Below are 15240 nucleotides of genomic sequence, written 5' to 3'. Positions count from 1 at the left end.
ATCCGTGATGATATCGAGGGGATGATTCCTTCGGATGCGATCCTGCGCCATGATCTGCTGGGCGGTGTGCCGCACGGGTTCTTTACCCGGTTGGGCGGCGTGTCGGAGGGGCCTTATGCCAGCCTCAACTGCTCGACCCGCTCGGGCGACGATCCGGCGGCGCTGGCGGAAAACCGGCGGCGGGTGGCGCTGGCCATGGGTGTGGCGCCGGAATATTTGCTGGGCGTGACGCAGGTGCATGGCGACGGGGTGGCGACGGTGACGGTGCCCTGGCCGGTGGGACAGGGACCGGCCGCCGACGCGATGGTGACCGACCGGCCGGGTCTGGCGCTGGGGGTGATTACCGCCGATTGCGGGCCGGTCCTGTTCGCCTCGGCGGATGGCAGGGTCGTTGGGGCGGCGCATGCGGGGTGGCGCGGGGCCGTCGGCGGTGTGCTGGAGGCGACGCTGGCGGCCATGGTGGCGCTGGGGGCGGCGGCGTCTTCGGTGCGGGCGGTGGTCGGTCCGTGCATTGCGCAGGACAGTTACGAGGTTGGGGGCGATATGCGCGCCCAGGCGCTGGCGGCCGATCCGGCGGCGGCATCGTTCTTTGCCGCTGGCCGGCGGGCGGATCATTTTCAGTTCGATCTGGCGGGGTATTGCGTGGCGCGCCTGCGCCGTGCGGGCGTGGGACAGGCGGTGGCGCTGGGTGTCGACACGCTGGGCGACGAGGTGCGCTTTTTCAGCCATCGGCGGCGGACGCTGGCGGGGGGCGGGCCGATCGGGCACCAGATTTCGGTCATCGCGCCGGCTGGTGCTACAGGTCTGGCATGATTCGCGTGCTTCCTGTTCGTCGTCTCGCTGGTCTGGCCGGTGCCGCCAGTCTGCTGCTTCTGTCCGGATGTCTGGACGTGCCGCACCCGTTCCGCGATCCGGGGCGGGTCGGGCGGTCGCTGGCGCGCAATGCGCCGCCGGCGCGGCTGGCGATTCCGCTGCCGGCGGCGGCCCTGCTGGGTGACGATGCCGCGCGGGAATGGAGCCGCGACATGGCGGCCGCCCTGCTGGAGCAGACGGTGCCGGCCCTGGCCCAGCCGGTGCGCCCCGGCGATTGGTGGCTGCGGCTGGGGGCGGAGGCGCGTGGCGGGCAGGTGGTCCCGACCTACAGCATCATGACGCCGGCCGGTGCGGTGCGCGGCTCCGGGGAAGGGGTGGGTGTTCCCGCCGCCGTCTGGGCGGCCGGCGATGCGGAGGCCCTGCGGCAGTCCGCGCGCCAGCTTGCGCTGGCGATCGCGGGTGCCCTGACGGGCATCCAGGCCGATCAGATGGCGCAGGACCCGCACAGTCTGAAGCATCGGGCCGCGCGGATCTATTTCGCCGGGGTGAAGGGGGCGCCGGGCGATGGCGACGTGGCGCTGGCCCAGGCCTTCGTGGCGTCGCTGCGGGATGCCGAGGATGCGGTGCAGGAGAGTCCGCGCGAGGCGGATTTCACCGTTTCCTGCGCGGTGAGTGTCAGCGAGGTCATTCCCGGGGGCTCCGGCCATCCGCAGCAGCATCTGCAACTGGTGTGGCGGGTGGTGGACGCGCAGGGCAAGGAATCGGGGGCTGCCACGCAGCTGCATGACATCGATGCCCATTCGCTGGATGGGTATTGGGGCGAGGTTGCCATTGCCGCCGCGCAGGAGGCGGCGGGTGGGGTGCGGCAGGTGATTTCGCGCTATTCGGGGCGTGACAACACGCCGCTGCCGCCGCCCGCCGGGGCGCCTGCTGTGGCGAAGGCGCAACGCCAAGGATGATCCCGCGTTCGCGGCATGGCCGACATGCGCGATCGATACGCGAGACGGATGACAGGACGGGGCGCGATTGCTAGAACCCGCGCGCCAGCCATGAGTGCGCCGTCCGGGAGCGTTGCCAGATGAAGATCGTCGCCTGTAACAGCAATTTGCCCCTGGCCGAGAAGGTCGCGGCGGAATTGCGGATGCCGCTGTGCAATGTCTCGGTCCGGCGCTTCGCGGACATGGAAGTGTTCGTCGAGATCCATGAGAATGTGCGTGGCGAGGACGTCTTCGTCATTCAGAGCACCTGCTCGCCGACCAACGACAATCTGATGGAGCTGCTGATCATGCTCGACGCGCTGCGTCGCGGGTCGGCGCGTCGGGTCACGGCGGTGATGCCCTATTTCGGCTATGCGCGGCAGGATCGCAAATCCGGGCCCCGCACGCCGATCAGCGCCAAGCTGGTGGCGAACCTGCTGGTCGAGGCCGGGGCGAACCGCATCCTGACGATGGACCTGCATGCGATGCAGATCCAGGGCTTCTTCGACATTCCGGTGGACAATCTCTACGCCGCGCCGCTGTTCACGCGCGACATCAAGGGGCGGATCGAGCCCGGTTCGCTGCCCTATGCGGCGCCGGCGCTGGAGATTCCCGGCGGGTTCGAGAATCTGATGATCGTCTCGCCCGATGTCGGCGGCGTGGTGCGCGCCCGGCAACTGGCGCAGCGGTTGAATGTGGACCTGGCGATCATCGACAAGCGGCGCGAGCGGGCCGGCGTGTCCGAGGTGATGAACGTGATCGGCGACGTGCGCGGCCGCTATTGCATCCTGGTCGACGATATCGTCGATAGCGGCGGGTCGCTGTGCAATGCCGCCGTGGCGCTGATGAACGAGGGCGCGGTGGCGGTCGAGGCCTATGTGACCCACGGCGTGCTGACCGGCAGCGCGGTGTCGCGCGTCGCCCAGTCGCCGATCCGCATGCTGACGCTGACCGACAGCATCGCCGCGACCGAAGCCGTGGCGAAGGCGGAGAATATCCGCCAGATCAGCACCGCCAACCTGCTGTCGCGCGCCATGCGGGCGGTGTCGGACGAAAGCTCGGTCTCCTCGCTGTTCGACTGAGGGGACACGCATCGGATTGACCGGTGGGGGGCCGGCGACCTATCCGGGATGGGTGGATCGATAATAGGAGCCCCCGGACATGACCCGGATGATCGCCCGGCCTTACTGGTATCTGCGTCATGGCGAGACGGACTGGAACGCCGAGGGGCGCTCTCAGGGGCGGTCCGATATTCCCCTGAACGCGCGCGGAATCGCCCAGGCCGAGGCGGCGGGTGCGCTGCTGGCCCGGGACGAGGCCGCGTATGCGCCGGTTGCGCGGATCGTGTCCTCGCCGCTCAGCCGTGCCCTGCGTACGGCGCAGATCGTGGCGCGGGCGATGGCCGGGCCTGGGGCGGAAGCCGTGCCGGTTGCGGTGGATGACGGGCTCCAGGAAGTCTGCTTCGGCGATCAGGAAGGTCAGCCCATGGGCGACTGGTACGATAGCTGGATTGCCGGAGAGTATACGCCGAAGGGCGCCGAACCGTTCGCCGAGCTGCGGGCCCGGGCGGTGGCGGCCGTGAACCGCGCGCTGGATGGCGAGGGGACGGTGCTGATCGTCTGCCACGGGGCGATGTTCCGGGCCCTGCGGTCGGCGATGGGCCTGCCGGCCAATGTGCGCCTGCCCAATGCCACGCCGCTGTGGGTTCAGCCGCCGGCGGATGGCGCCGCGGTGTGGAGCCTGGACGTGATGGGCTGAGAGGCTGTTTCAAAAACCCCGCTGGCGGCGGCCTGACGGCGGTTTCCTGCGCTTCGGTGCTCTCGGCCATCAAGGCCGCTCCGCTCCGATGCTCGGAAACCACCGCCAGACGCGTGGCGGGCGCCACGCTTCCACTCACCATCGAAGCTTTTGAAACAGCCTCCGAGAGCGTCGGTTGGTGCCGAAATATTTGCCTCGGCCGGGCTTTTCCGTTAAACGCCCCCACGCGCGGGCACCCCTGGAGGCCTGCGTGAACAGGTTTTCAGGAGCATTACAGTGACCCAATTTACGAAACTCGAGGCTTCTTCGCGCGCGAAGGCTGGTAAGGGGGCAGCGCGCGCGACGAGGCGTGCCGGTCAGGTGCCGGCCGTTGTCTATGGTGCGAAGCAGGAACCGACGCTGATCGCGCTGGACCCGCGTCTGGTGCTGCGCGAGATGCACAAGGGCGGCTGGCGTTCGCGCGTGTACGACATCACCGTCGACGGTGTGTCGTCCACCGCGCTGATGCGTGAAGTCCAGCTTCACCCGGTGACCGACCAGCCGGTCCATGTCGACTTCCAGCGTCTGGCCGCCGGCGAGCACGTGCATGTCGAAGTGCGCATCATCTTCACCGGTGAAGACAAGTCCCCCGGCATCAAGCGCGGCGGCGTGCTGAACATCGTCCGCCACAGCGTGGAAGTCAGCGTCGATCCGGCGAACATTCCGTCCTCGTTCACGGTCGATCTGTCGCAGCTCGACATCCACGACAACGTGCGCTGGGACGATCTGCAGGGCACCGCGGATGTGACGCCGCTTCTGCAGATCCCGAACTTCGTCATCGCCACCGTCGCGGCGCCGAGCGTCGACGACACGGCTCCTGCGGAAGCAGCGGCGGCCCCGGCCAAGGCGGCTCCGGGCAAGGGCGCGGCGAAGAAGTAAGAACGGCCAGACGGCCAGACGACAGGAACGCGTAATGCTGCTCTGGACCGGGCTCGGTAATCCTGAGCCGGGAATGAGCCGGCATCGGCACAATGTCGGTTTCATGGCCGTCGACCGCATCGCGTCCCGCCATGGCTTCACGCCATGGCGGAAACGCTTTCGCGGCGAGGTGGCCGAGGGGCGGGTGGGCATGCACAAGGTGCTGCTGCTCAAGCCCATGACCTATATGAACCTTTCGGGTGAAAGCGTTCAGCAGGCGGCTGCCTTCTACAAGATACCGGTCGAGTCCATCACTGCCTTCCATGACGAGCTGGACCTGGCGCCCGGTCGGGTGCGGGTGAAGCGGGGCGGTGGGGCGGCGGGCCATAACGGCCTGCGGTCGATGGACAGGATGCTGGGCAGCCAGGATTACTGGCGGGTACGCCTCGGCATCGGGCACCCCGGCGCGCGGGAGCGTGTGACGGGCCATGTGCTGGGCGATTTCTCGAAAAGCGATCAGGACTGGCTGGAGCCGATGCTCGACGGCCTGTCCGACACGGCGCCGGTCCTTGCGGACGGGAAGCCCGAACTGTTCATGACCAAAATGGCCATGCTGGCCGGGGAGAAGGGCTGATGGGGTTCAATTGCGGTATCGTGGGCCTGCCGAATGTCGGCAAGTCGACCCTGTTCAACGCCCTGACCGAGACGGCTTCGGCCCAGGCCGCGAATTATCCGTTCTGCACCATCGAGCCGAATGTCGGCCGGGTGGCGGTGCCTGACCCACGCCTGTCGGCGCTGGCGGCGATCGGCAAGTCGCAGAAGATCCTGCCGACCAGCCTGGAGTTCGTCGATATCGCGGGCCTGGTGCGCGGCGCCTCGCGCGGGGAGGGGCTGGGCAACCAGTTCCTGGCCAATATCCGCGAGGTCGATGCGATCATCCATGTGCTGCGCTGTTTCGAGGATGACGACATCACGCATGTCGAAGGCGGGGTCGATCCGATCCGTGATGCGGAGATTATCGAGACCGAGCTGATGCTGGCCGACCTGGAGTCGCTGGAAAAGCGGATCGTTGCCCTGCAGAAGAAGGCCAAGGGCAATGATCGCGAGGCCGCCGCTCAGGTCGCGCTGATGGAGCCGCTGATTGCGGCCCTGCGCGAGGGGCAGCCGGCGCGCAAGGCGATCCCGGCCGGGCAGGAGGAGGCCGTGCGCCGCCTGCAGCTGATGACCAGCAAGCCGGTCCTGTATGTGTGCAATGTCGAGGAGGCTTCGGCGGCCACCGGCAATGCGTTCTCGAAGAAGGTGCAGGCCCGCGCGGAGGCTGAAGGGGCAGCCGCTGTTGTCGTTTCGGCGGCGATCGAGGCGGAAGTCAGCCAGTTGGGGGCCGAGGACCGCAAGGAGTTCCTCGAAGGGCTGGGCCTGACCGATAGCGGGCTGGATCGCGTGATTGCCGCCGGGTACGGGCTGCTGGGGCTGCGAACCTATTTCACGGTCGGGCCGAAGGAAACCCGCGCCTGGACGATTACGGCCGGCACCCGCGCGCCGCAGGCCGCCGCCGTGATTCATAACGATTTCGAGCGGGGCTTCATTGCCTGCGAGACCGTCGCCTATGAGGATTATGTCCGGTATCAGGGCGAGGCCGGGGCCAAGGAAGCAGGCAAGCTGCGGATCGAAGGCCGTGATTATGTGGTGCAGGATGGGGATGTCCTGCTGTTCCGCTTCAACGTGTAAGAGGCCCTTCTTCTTTTTCTGAAGAAAAAGAAGCAAAAAGACTTTTTTCCGTTCAGGAGCCTCCTACGGTGCAAGCGCAAGGCTCCTGAACGAATCAGCGTTTTTTGGTTCTTTTTTGCAAAAAAGAACGGGAAATGATCGCCCGGCTTTTTTCTCCCTTGCCCATGCCGGGCGTGCGGTTCGAAAATGAGCCGTTATCGAGGCAGGGAGGCCGGCTATGAACGCAGTCACGTCCGTCATGGAAGCAGAGGGCCAGTGGGCCCCGGCCATGCCGGAGCTGGCCGCGCGGGCCCGTGCCGCCGCCCGGGTTCTGGCGCAGAGTTCGTCCGAGACGCGCAACGCCGCCCTGCGCCATGCGGCGGCTGCCCTGCGGGAGCGGCAGGACGAGATCCTGGCGGCGAATGCGCTTGATCTTGCCGCATCTACCGCGACCGCCGCGTTCCGTGATCGGCTGACCCTGACCCCGGCGCGGGTGGAGGCGATGGCGGCGGGGCTGGAAGATATCGCGCAGCTGCCTGATCCGGTCGGGCGGGTGCTGGCGGAGTGGACTCGGCCCAATGGGCTGCGCATCAGCCGGGTGGCCACGCCGGTGGGCGTGATTGGCATGATCTATGAAAGTCGCCCCAATGTCGGTGCCGATGCGGCGGGCCTGTGCATCAAGTCGGGCAATGCGGTGATCCTGCGCGGCGGGTCGGAGAGCCTGCATAGCGCGCGGGCCATCCATGGGGCGATGGCGGCCGGCCTGCGTGCCGCCGGCCTGCCGGAGGCGGCGGTGCAGATCGCGCCCGATACCGACCGGCGCCATGTGGCGGATATGCTGGGGGCGGCCGGGCAGATCGACCTGATCATTCCGCGTGGCGGCAAGTCGCTGGTCGAGCGCGTGCAGCGCGAGGCGCGGGTGCCGGTGCTCGCGCATGCCGAGGGGCTGTGCCACACCTATGTCCATGAAGCCGCCGATCCGGAGATGGCGCGGGCGTTGGTGGTCAATGCCAAGATGCGTCGGACGGGGATTTGCGGCGCGACCGAGACGCTGCTGATCGATGCTGCGGTGGCGCCGGCGCTGTTGCCGGGCATTGTTGCGGATCTGGCGGCCAAGGGATGTGCCTTCAGGGCGGATGCGCGGGCGCGGGCGATTCTGCCCGATCTGCCGGCGGCCAGTGAGGCCGATTTCGGTACCGAATGGCTGGATGCGATCCTGTCGATCGCGGTGGTCGATGGGGTGGACGATGCGCTGGCGCATATCGCGCGGTTCGGCAGTGCGCATACCGAGGCGATCGTGACCGAGGATGCGGCGGTTGCGGCGCGGTTCCTGAACGGCACCGACAGCGCGGTGGTGATGTGGAATGCCTCGACCCAGTTCTGCGATGGCGGGGAGTTCGGATTCGGGGCGGAAATCGGCATCGCGACCGGGCGCATCCATGCGCGTGGTCCGGTCGGGCTGGAGCAGTTGACGACCTTTCGCTACGAAGTCATCGGGACGGGCCAGCTTCGTCCCTGACCATGACAGCGCTTCCGGTGTGGGGAGACGGGCGGCGCATCCGGGTCGGTCTCCTGGGGGGATCGTTCAATCCGGTGCATGTCGGCCATCTGCAACTGGCGCGGCGGGCGTTGCGGCTGTTGCGGCTCGATCAGGTCTGGCTGATGGTCTCGCCGGGCAATCCGCTGAAACCTGCAAAGGGCATGGCGCCGCTTGCGGCCAGGCTGGCGGCGGTAGCGGCACAGGTCGATGGGCGGCGCATCATCGCCACCGATATCGAGCGGCATCTTGGAACCCGCTATACGGTCGACACGCTGGCTTTGCTGGTCAGGCGTTTTCCCAATGTGGAATTCGTCTGGCTGATGGGGGCGGATGGGCTGGCGGAATTGCCCCGCTGGCGGTGCTGGCGGCGTATCGTCTCGATGGTTCCGTTCGCGGTGCTGCCCCGGCCCTCTTACAATCCGGCGGCTTTGCGGGGGCGGGCGGCGCTGGCGCTCGGCCGCTGGCGGCGGCCGGCGCGGGAGGCGCCGATCCTGGCCGATTGCGCGCCGTGTGCCTGGGCCTTTCTTCCTGCCCCGCAGATCGGTATATCAGCAACGGAATTGCGTGCCGGCGCGTTGAAGAGCGCGATGGCGCGGCAAGGTGATCCCGCACAGGATGAAGCAGGAGTAAGAGTCATCGCCAGGAAGCCTCCGGCCGATACGGGTACCACTCGTCGCACGGCACCCAAGAAGACAGCCGGCACGACCGGCAGAAAGACTCCGGCCGGATTGGCCGCGGTACCCGGTGCCGCACGGGCGCCGGGCACGCCGCGCAAGAAGGCGGCCGTTGCCGGCCCCGGCAAGGCGGTGAACCGCGAACCGGCGGAAATCAGCAAGCTCGAAAAATATCTGACGGTCATCACCGAGAGCCTGGCCGACGACAAGGGCGAGGATATCGTGGTGCTGGACCTGACGGGGCGTGCGTCGTTCGCCGACCGGATGGTGATCGCGACCGGCATTGCCGACCGCCAGATTTCGGCGATGGCGACGCATCTGGAGCGCAAGCTGGGTGAAGCGGGGCTGAAGCGGGTGCTGATCGAGGGCGCGAATGGGTCCGACTGGGTGCTGATCGATGCCGGGGACATTGTCGTGCACCTGTTCAAGACCGACGCGCGGGCCCAGTACGGTCTGGAGCGCATGTGGGGGGCCGATCTCGACGTGCCGCCCGGCGGGGCCCCGGAGGCCGAATAGGACGCGGTCCGATGATGCGGCTGATCGCTGTCGGGCGCATGAAGGACCGTGTGGAACGCGACCTGTTCCAGCGTTATGCCGAACGGCTGACGCCGAAGCTGGACATGGTCGAGGTCGCCGAGGGCAGGGGGGCTGCCGCGGAAATCAAGCGGCGCGAAGGGCAGGCTCTGCTCTCCGCCCTGCCTGACCGGGCCTTCGTCATTGCAATGGACGAAGGCGGGCGGGCGCATGCCAGCCTGGATTTTGCCCGGCATGTCGAGCGCTGGCTGGGCCTGTCGCGGCCGGTCTGTTTCCTGATCGGGGGAGCGGAAGGGCTGGATGGGCCGGTGCTGGCGCGTGCCGACGATACATTGTCGCTGGGGCCCATGACGTGGCCGCATATGCTGGTGCGGGGCTTGCTGGCCGAGCAGCTTTACCGCGCGCGGGCGATTGCGTCAGGCCATCCCTACCACCGCGCCGGACGCCCCTGAAAAGCCTGCTTGTAAATGCGGGCTGGTGGCGATCCGACGCGCGTTTCCTGTGCTTCGGTGCTCACGGCCATTGAGGCCGCTCCGCTCCGATGCTCGGAAACACACGACGGGCGTGCCGCTTTGCGGCACTCTCGCTCACCAGCCCACATTTCCAAGCAGGCTTTTGGAGCCCGAATGTTATGCGCGGCGGCGGTGATCCATCAGTGTTTCGATCAGGTTCTTAACGAATGGAACGGTTCGGGGCGTCTTCGCGGAAGGCGTGGCCGTAGGTGACGCTCGGCAGGCTCTCGGGCGCTTCGGCCACTTCGGTCGTCCGCATCGGGTGGCGCAGGTCGCTCGGTGCGCTGTTGAGGGGCTGCGGGATCGAGCGCTCGCTGCTGGCGGTCATGATGCGGCCGCTGCTGTCCGGGCGGGAATAGATGAACCCGTAGGTCGGATAGATGCTGCCATAGGCGCCGTTCTGGTTCAGCGCGACGCGAACCGCCGTCCAGTCATTGTTGGGCGAGACGTCGATCACCGCCACGTTGCGGCTGATGCCGCGCTGGGCCCAATGCGACTGGTCGATCACGATGGTGCGGCTGTCGACGATCTGGCGGACGACCGCGACATGACCCAGCGGCATGCGGCGGTTGGCGCGGAAATTCAGGATGCTGCCGGCTTCGGGCGCGGCACCGCGGGCGTAGACGCCGGCGGCGTTGTACCACCAGTTGGCGGCGTTTCCGCGCAGCATGACGTCGGATGCCGACTTGGCGAAGGCCACGCACTGGATGACCCGGCCTGCTTCATGATGCCTGCCGGTGCGGAACGCGACGTGGCGTCCATGATGCGCGGTGTAGGCCGTATGATTGGCATGGGTGATATGCGTGGCGCGATGAACCGACTGGCGGGCATCTGCGTTGGAGGAGAAGACGAGGCCCAAGGACGCCGCTGCTACAGAAAAGAGGAACGCACGTCCCAAACCACCTGCCCGCATCCCACAAGACCTCATACGCACTGTCGTTGCCCAAACAGGGGTAGCAACGAGGCCGCAACCCTGACAAGACGCCGCCGCATTTCTCGTGCGCGATCGATGACATTTTCAGAAAACCGGCAGTTTGGATTCAAAAAATAGGAATATATTCCTTATGGAAAAATGCAGACCGCAGTTTTTCAATGAAAAATGGAAATTGAGGGGAGCCGGGTGGACGAAAGGTCCGAGGCAGGCGGCAGCAGAATCGGAATCGGGACCCGTTGCATAAAAGCGACAGCCTTTGTGGCTGGCGGGTCCCGCTCCCGAGCGGGTCGAGGGCTTACTTGGTGCAGATCAGCATGATCTCGACCAGGACGTCCGGGCTGGCCATCGTGGCCTGGACGCAGGCGCGGGCCGGGGCGCCATCCTTGGGCAGCCAGGCGGACCACAGGACATTCAGGGCATCGCGGTCGGTGATGTCCTTCAGCCAGATCTGGGCCTGGAGCAGGCGGGTCTTGTCCGTGCCGTGCAGTTCCAGCGCTTCGTCGATCTGCTCCAGAATATCGCGCGTCTGGGCGGAGACGTCGCCCTTCAGGTCGCGCGCGACGAAACCCTGGGTAAACAGGAAGCCGTGATATTCCACGACCTTGGACAGGATCGCGTTCGGTTCCGTGCGGATGATCTTGCTCATTGGGCCAGTCCTTCATGTTGGCGGCCACCCGGGCCGCGCCTGCCCTTCTCCGACACCGGGCCGGGGGCGGTCAACCGCCCTGGGGTGTGGCTCCGGGGGCGGCCCAGGGGGCGGCCCGGGGGATGGCCCAGGGGATGACATTGTCACGGCGAACCGTTCCAGCCGGGCGGGCGTGTCGAAATCCTCATGGATCGTCTCGTCGCCCGGCACGATGGCCGCGCGGGCGCCCAGGGTGCGGATCAGGGCGCCGCCGCCCCGGTCGCCGTTCAGGGTCCTCAACTCCGGGATCATCGTCCGGTCCCACAGGACGGGATGGCCCTGTCGCCCGGCGTGAACGGGGATCGTGACGGGTGGCGTGTCGCGCCGATGGCGGGTGATCAGCCGGTCGATCAGGTCCGGGCGAAGGTTCGGCATGTCGCCCAGGCAGACCAGCACGCCTGCGGCGGGTCGGTCGGCGATTGCCTGCAGGCCGGCGCGCAGGCTGGCGGACAGGCCGGTCGCATGGTCGGCCGCGACGGTGATATTCACGGGCCGGGCATAGGGTGCGTGGGCGTCGATCGCGGCCTGCAGCTCTGCCGCGCGGTGGCCCAGCACGATGACGACATGGTCGACCGCGCCGATGCATACGGCCTGCAGGGTGCGGACGATCATCGGTGTGCCCGTAGCGTCGGCGACCAGCAGCTTGTGGTGCGGGGCCGAGCGTGACGACTGGCCGGCGGCCAGAATCAATGCGGTGATGGGGGCTGGAGCCGGAATCATGTCCAGCCGGGGTGGCGGCCCAGGGTGGCGTCGCGGCGCACGGCCACGATTTCCGCCAGGATCGACAGGGCGATCTCGGAAGCGCCGATCGCGCCGATGGCCAGCCCGACCGGTCCGTGGATGCGTGCCGTTCGTTCGGGGCCGATACCGTCGGCTGCCAGCCGGGCCAGTCGCGATGCCTGCGTCTTACGCGACCCCAGCGCACCTATATAGAAGGCAGGGCTGTCCAATGCCGTCCGCAGGGTGGGGTCGTCCAGCTTGGCGTCATGGGTCAGGGTGACGATCGCGGTATGGGTGTCGATGGAAAGGGTTTCCAGGGCTTCGTCCGGCCATTCGGTGACCAGTGCGATGCCGGGAAAGCGTTCCGGGGTGGCCAGTTGCGTGCGCGGGTCGATGACGGTCACCGCGAAGCCCATCGTTGTCGCCAGCGGGGCCAGGACCTGGGCGATATGGACCGCGCCGACGATCAGCAGCCGATAGGGTGCCGTCAGCAGGTGCAGGAACCAGGATTCGTCGTCTGCACAGGTGACGCGGCGGCTGCGGCCATCGCGGAACACCTGCTCCAGCATCGGAGCCAGGTGCGGATCGATCGGGTCGTCGGCGACGCTTGTGGGTTCATCGCCGGCCGTGCGTGTGATCAGGACGTGGTGCATGTCGGACAGGCGCGTCGCCAGCAGCGCCGGTTTCCGCTGGTGCCGCAACGCGACCGCCGTGCGCAATATGGCCATGGGCAGGGTGCCGCCTGGTCCGATCGCTTCCACCAGCACGTCCAGTTCGCCGCCGCAGGCCAGGCCGACTGTCCATGCCTGTTCCGATGTCACGCCATAGGACAGCAGGTTGGGCCGGCCATCATGCATAGCGGTCATCGCCGCATCGAGGACGGACGCCTCGACGCAGCCGCCGCTGACCGATCCTTCGATGCGGCCGCCGCCATTGACCGCCATCATGCTGCCGGAGGGACGCGGGGAACTGCCCCAGGTGGCGATGACGGTGGCCAGCGCCGCCGGCTGCCCGGCTTCGGCCCAGGCGATGGCCAGGTCCAGCGGATCGTGAAGGAGGGGCTGCGACATCATGTCGGCCACTCTATCAGCGCGGATATAGACAGGCCAGCGGTGCCCGCTGCGGGGCAGGGCAGTCTTGCTCCACTGGCCGCCGGCTCGTACACAACGGAAACCTTTGGTGCCGGGTGCGGGCCGGAGGTCGGAAACCAGCCCGGAACCCGCCTTCGCGGCGCGTAAGGCCAGGAGTCGTCATCATGTCTTTGTCTTCCACGCCGGATCTGGCCGGGCTGGAACTGGCTGTCGTGCCGGTGACCGCCTTCGGGCAGAATTGTTCGATCCTGTGGGACCCCGTCACCCGCCATGCGGTGGTGGTCGATCCGGGCGGGGATGTTCCTGTCCTGCTGCACGCGCTCGCGGCGCGTGACCTGACGGTGGACTGCATCCTGCTGACGCATGGCCATCTGGACCATGCCGGTGGGGCGGATGCGCTGCGTAACGAACTGGTTCGCCTTCAGGGTGGAACGGTGCCGATCATCGGGCCGGATGAGCGCGATGCGTTCCTGCTGTCCGATATCGCGGCGCAGGCGGCCCGGTATGGGTTGACCGGTATGGGCAACGTGACGGTGGACCGTTATGTGACCGATGGTGAAATCCTGCCGGTGCTGGGCCGGTCGCTGGCGGTGCTGCATGTTCCCGGTCACACGCCTGGCCATGTGGTGTTCCACGACCCGAAGGCCGGTTTTGCCTTCGTGGGGGATACGTTGTTTCGCGGATCGGTCGGACGCACCGATTTTCCCTATGGAAACGGTCCTCAACTGCTTCAGGCCATTACCGATCGTCTTCTGCCGTTGGGCGACGAGGTGACGATCCTGCCCGGCCATGGGGACATGACCACGATTGGCGCCGAGCGGCGTACCAACCCGTTCCTGCGTTGATGCCGCCGACAAACAGAAGAGAGCAATGAATGATGTGGGATATGCGCATGTGTGCCGCTGCGTGCGGTCTGGTCGTGGCGCTGGCCGGAGGGCAGATGGTCGGAACGGCCCGGGCCCAGGATGACACCCCGACCAAGGCGCAGTCCGAACTGCCGCGCGAAAACCTGACCATCACGAACGCGAAGGGGGCGAAGCACGTCTTCTCCGTCGAACTGGCCACCACCCCGGGCCAGCAGCGCATCGGCGAGATGTTCCGTACCTCGGTGCCGGCCGATCGCGGCATGCTGTTCGTCTGGCCCTATCCGCAGCAGAGCGACATGTGGATGGAGAATACGCTGGTCTCGTTGGATATCGTCTTCATCGGCGAGGATGGGCGGATTTCGGCGATTGCCGAGAATGCCGTGCCGCAGAGCCTGGCGCGGATCAGCAGCCATGGGCCAGTGCGCGCAACGCTGGAATTGCAGGGCGGCTTGACCGAAAAGCTGGGCATCGTCGTTGGTGACAAGGTGGACAGCAAGACGCTCACGGCCCCGGCAGGCTGAGAGACAGCTGACACGGCTGTTCTGCCGGCGATTCGGTGGGTGTTTCCTGCGCTTCGGGGGCTGCGGTCGATCGGGCCGCTCCGCGCCGCGCCGATGTTGGGAGGCATGCGTCGAATCGCTGCGCTGCGGCAGGCCTTCGTCCGAAGCGGTGAGTAGAGCGATGGATGTCGCTCCGTTCCCAGCGGAGGATACGGTTCAGTAGCGCGTAGAGCCGAAAATTCCGATGGTGTTGGGGCTGGTAACGATCTGCGATCAGCCTCATGTGCTGCCGCTATAGGTTTTGGCGGGATTGGTGGTCCGTCTGCAATGGGTTGCCCTTGAGCTACGACGAAGGACGGTATGCTGAGCATGCTGCTGCATGCGACGATCAGGCCTTGTGCCTCTTATGCATGGCATCCTGGCCTCGGGCTTGGCGGATCCAGGTTCGGTGTGCGGTCGTGTTGCTTCTGAAACTGGCGTGACCGTCCCCTTCTGCAATCCGGCGGATTGGGATCATGGTGGCGTTGATGCTGCCGATCTCAATGTGGGCCATCCCGTCTGGCTGCCTGCCCTTGTCATGAGGGTACCGACGGGACGTCGGCCCAAAAGATGCCGGAGCGCGGTCCTCTCGTAGGGTTGGATCCGATGGGGCAGTCTCCATGATCGGTCATGGACCGACAGCCGGGAGGCGACGGTGGCGCCGCTGATCGCCTGATTCGCTGTTTTCTTCAGCTATGAGTCGCGTGCCGACCGCAGAATGTTGCGGATAAAGGCGGCGGGGCGAATCACGGGTGGGCGTATCCGGGGAGTTCTGAGTCATCCACGTGATTTTTTTGAATCGGGAAAAAACCCGGTTTCCTGCGCCTTGCGGCGGCCTGGGAGGCGCAGGGGTGAATTTTTTATGCCCTCGGATGAAAGTCGGCTGTTGACGGTGTTAGGGGTGGGGTGTAGATCGCTCTTCACCGCCGGGGCTGAGGTTCTTGACCTGGTGGGGATGACCTGCTAGTTTCTTTGGCCCTTCTGGGGTGTTTG

The 15240-nt window shown here is 66.7% G+C and carries 16 protein-coding genes and 1 pseudogene; 13 read left to right on the top strand and 4 right to left on the bottom strand.

The annotated features are described in order from the left end of the window. Positions 1 to 21 precede the first annotated feature (21 nt). The 11 genes and pseudogenes from pgeF to HLH29_RS17350 all read left to right on the top strand — a co-directional run bounded on the left by pgeF (position 22) and on the right by HLH29_RS17350 (position 9352). Positions 22 to 813: a peptidoglycan editing factor PgeF gene (gene pgeF / locus HLH29_RS17400; protein WP_408871992.1), complete on the top strand. Its 792-nt coding sequence runs from the start codon at positions 22 to 24 to the stop codon at positions 811 to 813. Continuing rightward, positions 810 to 1772, top strand: a complete 963-nt coding sequence (locus tag HLH29_RS17395; RefSeq protein ID WP_182968643.1) for a hypothetical protein — start codon at positions 810 to 812, stop codon at positions 1770 to 1772. Before pgeF ends, HLH29_RS17395 begins: the two co-directional genes overlap by 4 nt. 119 nt (positions 1773 to 1891) lie before the next feature. After that, entirely contained in the window at positions 1892 to 2872 is a 981-nt protein-coding gene (locus HLH29_RS17390) for a ribose-phosphate pyrophosphokinase (RefSeq protein ID WP_182968642.1), read from the top strand. Positions 2873 to 2951: 79 nt separating this feature from the next. Next, positions 2952 to 3548, top strand: coding sequence for a histidine phosphatase family protein (locus HLH29_RS17385; protein ID WP_182968641.1), 597 nt, complete (start codon positions 2952 to 2954; stop codon positions 3546 to 3548). 276 nt (positions 3549 to 3824) lie between these two features. Next, entirely contained in the window at positions 3825 to 4466 is a 642-nt protein-coding gene (locus tag HLH29_RS17380) for a 50S ribosomal protein L25/general stress protein Ctc (protein ID WP_182968640.1), read from the top strand. A gap of 34 nt (positions 4467 to 4500) precedes the next feature. Continuing rightward, positions 4501 to 5079, top strand: coding sequence for an aminoacyl-tRNA hydrolase (gene pth, locus HLH29_RS17375; protein ID WP_182968639.1), 579 nt, complete (start codon positions 4501 to 4503; stop codon positions 5077 to 5079). After that, positions 5079 to 6173, top strand: coding sequence for a redox-regulated ATPase YchF (gene ychF, locus HLH29_RS17370; RefSeq protein WP_182968638.1), 1095 nt, complete (start codon positions 5079 to 5081; stop codon positions 6171 to 6173). Before pth ends, ychF begins: the two co-directional genes overlap by 1 nt. 238 nt (positions 6174 to 6411) lie before the next feature. After that, positions 6412 to 7671: a glutamate-5-semialdehyde dehydrogenase gene (locus tag HLH29_RS17365; RefSeq protein ID WP_408871991.1), complete on the top strand. Its 1260-nt coding sequence runs from the start codon at positions 6412 to 6414 to the stop codon at positions 7669 to 7671. A gap of 2 nt (positions 7672 to 7673) precedes the next feature. Next, positions 7674 to 8279: pseudogene (locus tag HLH29_RS17360) on the top strand (nicotinate-nucleotide adenylyltransferase); the annotation flags it as partial. Positions 8280 to 8420: 141 nt separating this feature from the next. Beyond that, positions 8421 to 8882 carry a ribosome silencing factor gene (rsfS, locus tag HLH29_RS17355; RefSeq protein WP_338030285.1) on the top strand — a complete coding sequence of 154 codons (462 nt, stop codon included), beginning with the start codon at positions 8421 to 8423 and terminating at the stop codon, positions 8880 to 8882. A 14-nt stretch (positions 8883 to 8896) separates the two neighbouring features. Continuing rightward, positions 8897 to 9352 carry a 23S rRNA (pseudouridine(1915)-N(3))-methyltransferase RlmH gene (locus tag HLH29_RS17350; protein ID WP_182968658.1) on the top strand — a complete coding sequence of 152 codons (456 nt, stop codon included), beginning with the start codon at positions 8897 to 8899 and terminating at the stop codon, positions 9350 to 9352. 220 nt (positions 9353 to 9572) lie between these two features. Here the strand turns inward: HLH29_RS17350 and HLH29_RS17345 are convergent, their stop codons facing one another. The 4 genes from HLH29_RS17345 to HLH29_RS17330 all read right to left on the bottom strand — a co-directional run bounded on the left by HLH29_RS17345 (position 9573) and on the right by HLH29_RS17330 (position 12821). Further along, a complete protein-coding gene (locus tag HLH29_RS17345) occupies positions 9573 to 10325 on the bottom strand; it encodes a CHAP domain-containing protein (RefSeq protein WP_182968636.1) in 753 nt (250 codons plus the stop codon). A gap of 316 nt (positions 10326 to 10641) precedes the next feature. Continuing rightward, positions 10642 to 10992: a RidA family protein gene (locus HLH29_RS17340; RefSeq protein WP_182968635.1), complete on the bottom strand. Its 351-nt coding sequence runs from the start codon at positions 10990 to 10992 to the stop codon at positions 10642 to 10644. A 12-nt stretch (positions 10993 to 11004) separates the two neighbouring features. Beyond that, complete coding sequence (locus tag HLH29_RS17335) at positions 11005 to 11751, bottom strand: nucleotidyltransferase family protein (protein WP_182968634.1); 747 nt, start codon at positions 11749 to 11751, stop codon at positions 11005 to 11007. Then, complete coding sequence (locus HLH29_RS17330) at positions 11748 to 12821, bottom strand: XdhC family protein (protein WP_182968657.1); 1074 nt, start codon at positions 12819 to 12821, stop codon at positions 11748 to 11750. The genes HLH29_RS17335 and HLH29_RS17330 overlap by 4 nt, the downstream gene beginning before the upstream one ends. A gap of 185 nt (positions 12822 to 13006) precedes the next feature. Between HLH29_RS17330 and HLH29_RS17325 the strand changes: the two genes are divergently transcribed. Both HLH29_RS17325 and HLH29_RS17320 read left to right on the top strand, forming a co-directional pair. Then, positions 13007 to 13687, top strand: coding sequence for an MBL fold metallo-hydrolase (locus HLH29_RS17325; RefSeq protein ID WP_182968633.1), 681 nt, complete (start codon positions 13007 to 13009; stop codon positions 13685 to 13687). A 95-nt stretch (positions 13688 to 13782) separates the two neighbouring features. Further along, on the top strand, positions 13783 to 14229 hold the full coding sequence (locus tag HLH29_RS17320) for a DUF192 domain-containing protein (protein WP_246374393.1): 447 nt from the start codon (positions 13783 to 13785) through the stop codon (positions 14227 to 14229). Positions 14230 to 15240: the final 1011 nt, after the last annotated feature.

The organism is Gluconacetobacter tumulicola, assembly GCF_014174215.1.
GTDB classification, from domain to species: domain Bacteria; phylum Pseudomonadota; class Alphaproteobacteria; order Acetobacterales; family Acetobacteraceae; genus Gluconacetobacter; species Gluconacetobacter tumulicola.
Note: the sequence above shows the minus strand (reverse complement) of the source record. Positions and strands in the feature narration are given on the sequence as shown.